Source organism: Trichloromonas sp. (genome assembly GCF_041583255.1).
Classification (GTDB): Bacteria; Desulfobacterota; Desulfuromonadia; order Desulfuromonadales; family Trichloromonadaceae; genus Trichloromonas.
Window position 1 is genome coordinate 1 of the sequence record NZ_JBFHGD010000243.1, and the last position, 4,477, is coordinate 4,477.

The 4,477-nt window shown below is 65.7% G+C and carries 3 protein-coding genes and 1 pseudogene; all 4 read left to right on the top strand.

Annotated features, from left to right (window positions below; all coding sequences use genetic code 11):
* A pseudogene (locus ABYV89_RS14795) lies at positions 1-313 on the top strand (sulfate adenylyltransferase subunit CysD); the annotation flags it as partial.
* On the top strand, positions 313-2,226 hold the full coding sequence (cysN, locus tag ABYV89_RS14800) for a sulfate adenylyltransferase subunit CysN (protein WP_432823705.1): 1,914 nt from the start codon (positions 313-315) through the stop codon (positions 2,224-2,226). The pseudogene ABYV89_RS14795 and the gene cysN, both read left to right, overlap by 1 nt.
* Before the next feature lie 162 nt (positions 2,227-2,388).
* The gene (locus ABYV89_RS14805; RefSeq protein ID WP_432823706.1) at positions 2,389-3,684 is read left to right on the top strand and encodes a nitrite/sulfite reductase; all 1,296 of its coding nucleotides are present in this window, start codon (positions 2,389-2,391) and stop codon (positions 3,682-3,684) included.
* 235 nt (positions 3,685-3,919) lie between these two features.
* A partial coding sequence (locus ABYV89_RS14810; RefSeq protein ID WP_432823707.1) for a pyridoxal-phosphate dependent enzyme occupies positions 3,920-4,477 on the top strand: 558 nt, incomplete at its 3' end.

The window sequence follows — 4,477 nt, forward strand, 5'->3', positions numbered from 1 at the left end:
CCTGGAGCAGATCCCCATCGTGCCGCTCTACTATTCTCAAGTGCGGCCGGTGGTGGCGCGCGACGGCATGCTGATCATGGTCGATGACGAGCGGATGGAACTTAAGGCCGGCGAAAAGGTGGAGATGAAGTCGGTGCGCTTTCGCACCCTGGGGTGCTATCCGCTGACCGGCGCGGTGGAATCGACCGCGGCCACTTTGCCCGAAATCATCCAGGAGATGCTGCTCACCCGCACTTCCGAACGGCAGGGGCGCCTGATCGACCATGACCAGGCCGGTTCGATGGAGAAAAAGAAACAGGAGGGATATTTCTGATGGCTCACCAGTCCGAACTCATCGCAGAAGACATACACGCCTACCTCAAGGCCCAGGAAGAGAAGTCGCTGCTGCGCTTCATCACCTGCGGCAGCGTCGATGACGGCAAAAGCACCCTGATCGGACGGCTGCTGTGGGACTCGAAGATGATCTTCGAAGACCAGCTCGCCGCCCTGGAGGCCGACAGCAAACGGGTCGGCACCCAAGGGGAGAAGATCGACTACGCCCTTTTGCTCGACGGGCTGCAGGCCGAGCGCGAGCAGGGGATCACCATCGACGTGGCCTACCGCTTCTTCTCCACCGACAAGCGCAAGTTCATCGTCGCCGACACCCCCGGCCACGAGCAGTACACCCGCAACATGGTCACCGGGGCCTCCACCGCGCAGGTCGCCGTCATCCTCATCGACGCCCGCAAGGGGGTGCTCACCCAGACCCGCCGCCACAGCTACCTGGTGTCGCTGGTCGGCATCCGCAACATCGTACTGGCGATCAACAAGATGGACCTGGTGGACTACAATCACGATCGATTCGAGACCATCCGCAAGGAGTATGAGCTCTTCGCTCAGGGGCTCGGTTTTGAGCAGGTCACCGCCATCCCCATCTCGGCCCTGGAGGGGGACAACATCCTGACCCGCAGCGCGCGCACCCCCTGGTACCAGGGACCGACCCTGATGGAGCACCTGGAAACGGTCCAGATCACCGACGATGCCGACCAGCGCCCTTTCCGCATGCGGGTGCAGTGGGTCAACCGGCCCAACCTCGACTTCCGCGGCTTCTGCGGCACCATCGCCTCGGGCACGATCCGCCCCGGCGATACGGTGGCGGTCGCCTCCTCGGGCAAGACCAGCACCGTCGCCCGCATTGTCACCATGAACGGTGACCTGCCCGAAGCCGTCGCCGGCCAGGCCGTCACCCTGACCCTCAACGACGAAATCGACATCAGCCGCGGCGACCTGCTCGCCCCACCCGAGACCCGGCCGCAGGTAGCCGACCAGTTCCAGGCGCGCCTGGTCTGGCTGCACGAAGAGGCCCTGCTGCCCGGCCGCAGCTACCTGCTCAAGGCCGGCGCCACCAGCGTCCCGGCCCAGGTGAGTGAAATCACCTTCAAGGTCAACGTCAACACCCTGCAGCACGAACCGGGCAAGACCCTGGCCCTGAATGAAGTGGGGGTGTGCAACCTCAGCGTCGACAAGCCGATCCCCTTCGACGCCTACCGGGACAACCGCGCCACCGGCAACTTTATCCTCATCGACCGTCTCAGCAACGCCACGGTCGGCGCCGGCATGATCGATGCGCCGCTGGAACGCGCCACCGACGGCCACTGGCAGACTCTCGATGTCGACAAAAAGGCCCACGCCGCCCTCAAGGGACAGCAGCCCCGGGTCCTCTGGTTCACCGGCCTGCCCGGCGCGGGCAAATCGACCCTGGCCAACCTGGTGGAGAAAAAACTGCACTCCCTGGGCCGGCACACCTGCATCCTCGACGGCGACAACCTGCGCCACGGCATCAACCGCGACCTCGGCTACAGCGACGCCGACCAGGTCGAACACATCCGGCGGGTGGCCGAGGTGGCCAAGCTCTTCGTCGACGCCGGCCAGATCGTGCTGGCCTCGGTGGTCTCCCCCTTCCGCAGCGAACGGGCGGTGGCCCGCGAGATCCTGGAGCCGGGCGAATTTATCGAAATTTACGTCAACACCCCGCTGCAGCTGTGCGAAGAGCGCGACACCCGGGGCGTCTTCAAAAAGGCCCGGGCCGGCGAACTGAAGAACGTCGCCGGCATCGACGCCGCCTACGAAGCGCCGGAAAATCCCGAAATCGTCGTCGACGGCGCCGCGCACAGCCCGGAGGAACTGGCCCTGCAGGTCGTCGGCCAGATCTTCGGCGATCAAAGCGCCATCGAGTGGCATATCTAGGAGCCCAATTGGCCCAAAGGGGTTGACCTGGCAAAAAGGCGGGTTCATTGTAGGGGCGACCCCCCGTGGCCGCCCTCGTCTAAACGCCTGAAGCGGGCAGGCACAGGGACCGGCCCCTAAGACTGCAAGTCCGGATACAATTATCGAGGAAGGAAGATTCCCATGCCCGATAGCACCATCGATTACCAGAAACTGCGCCTCGACGGCATCTACCAGCAGAATGCCGAAGGCGACCTGATGCTGCGGATAAAAATCCCCGCCGGGGTCCTCTCCGCCGAACAGGCGGCCAAGATCTGCGACATCTCCGAGCGCTTTTCCAACGGCAACCTGCACCTGACCACCCGCGGCAGCGTCGAGCTGCACTGGCTGGACTATGCCAGCTTAGCCACAGTGGCCGCGCAGCTGGCCGCCGTCGGGCTCACCTCCCGCGGCGCCTGCGGCGGCGCGGTGCGCGGCATCGCCTGCAGCACCACCTTTGCCCCCGGCTTCGAAACGGCCCAGGCGCTGGCCCGCCGGCTGCACCGCCACTTTGCCGGCAACCCCCACTTTGAAGGGCTGCCGAAAAAATTCAAGGTCAGCGTCGATGCCGGCTACCAGGGGGCGCGGCACCTGATCCAGGACGTCGGCCTGGTCCATGTCGGCGACCGCCACTACGACGTCTGGATCGCCGGCGGCCTCGGCCGCGAACCGCAACCCGGTTTTCTGTTCGAAAAGCGGGTCGCCGAGGAGCGGCTCATCCCGTTGATCGAGGCCGTCGTCCGCAGTTACCGCAAGCACACCCCGCCGCCGAAACGCCTCAAGTTCCTGGCCAACCAGGTGGGCCAGGAGCGGCTGCGCGAGCTGATCCGCGACGAACAGACCGGAGCGCCTGAGAGCTTCGCCTTCCGCCTGCTGGAGCAGTCCCTGACCCCCAGCCCGGCGGCAGCAGGGATCGTGGAATTTCCGGTCTTCGCCGGCGAACTGCCGGCCGCCGACCTGCGCCGCCTGGCGGCCATCGCCGCCGAGCTCGGAGGCGGCTTTTTGGCCGTCACCGCCAACCAGAACCTGGCCTTCATCCCCGTCGACGGCACAAGCCGCCAGGCCATCGAGGCGGCCCTGGCCGCCAGCGGCCTTGAAGCAGCGGCCCCCGGCGCCGAAGCCGCCTTCCGCATCTGCCCCGGCAGCCACCTCTGCCGGATGGGGCTGGCGCTGACCCGCGACATCTCCCGCCAGGTGCTGGACGCCCTCGGCCCCAAGGGCCGGATGCTTTCCTGGGCCATCTCCGGCTGCCCCAACTCCTGCGCCCAGGTTCAGCTGGCCGACGCCGGCATCCTGGTGACCAAGGCGGTCAAAGACGCCAACGGCGAGCGCCAGCCGCGCTTCACCCTGCTGCGCCGGCAAGGCGAAGGGTTCGGCGAAAACCTGGCCAGCGACCTCACGCTGAACGACCTGCTGCAGGCCGTCGCCGGGCTGGGCTAGCCGGACGACATTTCGCTGTTAAACTTGACTTAAACAGCTATTGCCACAGGGGCACGGTGACACAGAGAAAACCACTAATTTTCGGGAACCTCGACAACACCGGCAAGGTGCCGTAGAAATCGACATATCCGCTGGAAACTTCTGGTTTCCAATCAACAACAGACTCTGTGTCTCTGAGTCTCTGTGGCCAACATATTTTTTCCGGGTTAACCCCGGACACAAAAAGGAGCCCGCCATGAGCCGCATCTTCACCGACAATTCCCTCTCCATCGGCCGCACCCCGCTGGTGCGCCTGAACCGCCTGGCCCCCGCAGGCGGCGCCACCATCCTCGGCAAGATCGAGGGGCGCAACCCGGCCTACTCGGTCAAATGCCGCATCGGCGCCTCGATGGTCTGGGACGCCGAGAAAAAAGGGCTGCTCGGGCCGGGCAAAGAGATCGTCGAGCCGACCAGCGGCAACACCGGCATCGCCCTGGCCTTTGTCGCCGCCGCCCGCGGCATCCCCATCACCCTGACCATGCCCGAAACCATGAGCCTGGAGCGGCGCAAGGTGCTCAAGGCCTTCGGCGCCAACCTGGTGCTCACCCCCGGAACCAAGGGGATGGCCGGCGCCATCGCCGAGGCCGAGGCGATCGCCGCCGCCGACCCGGACCGCTACCTGCTGCTGCACCAGTTCAAGAACCCGGCCAACCCGGCGATCCACGAACAGACCACCGGGCCGGAAATCTGGGAGGATACCGAGGGGGCGATCGACGTACTGGTCTCCGGGGTCGGCACCGGCGGCACCATCACC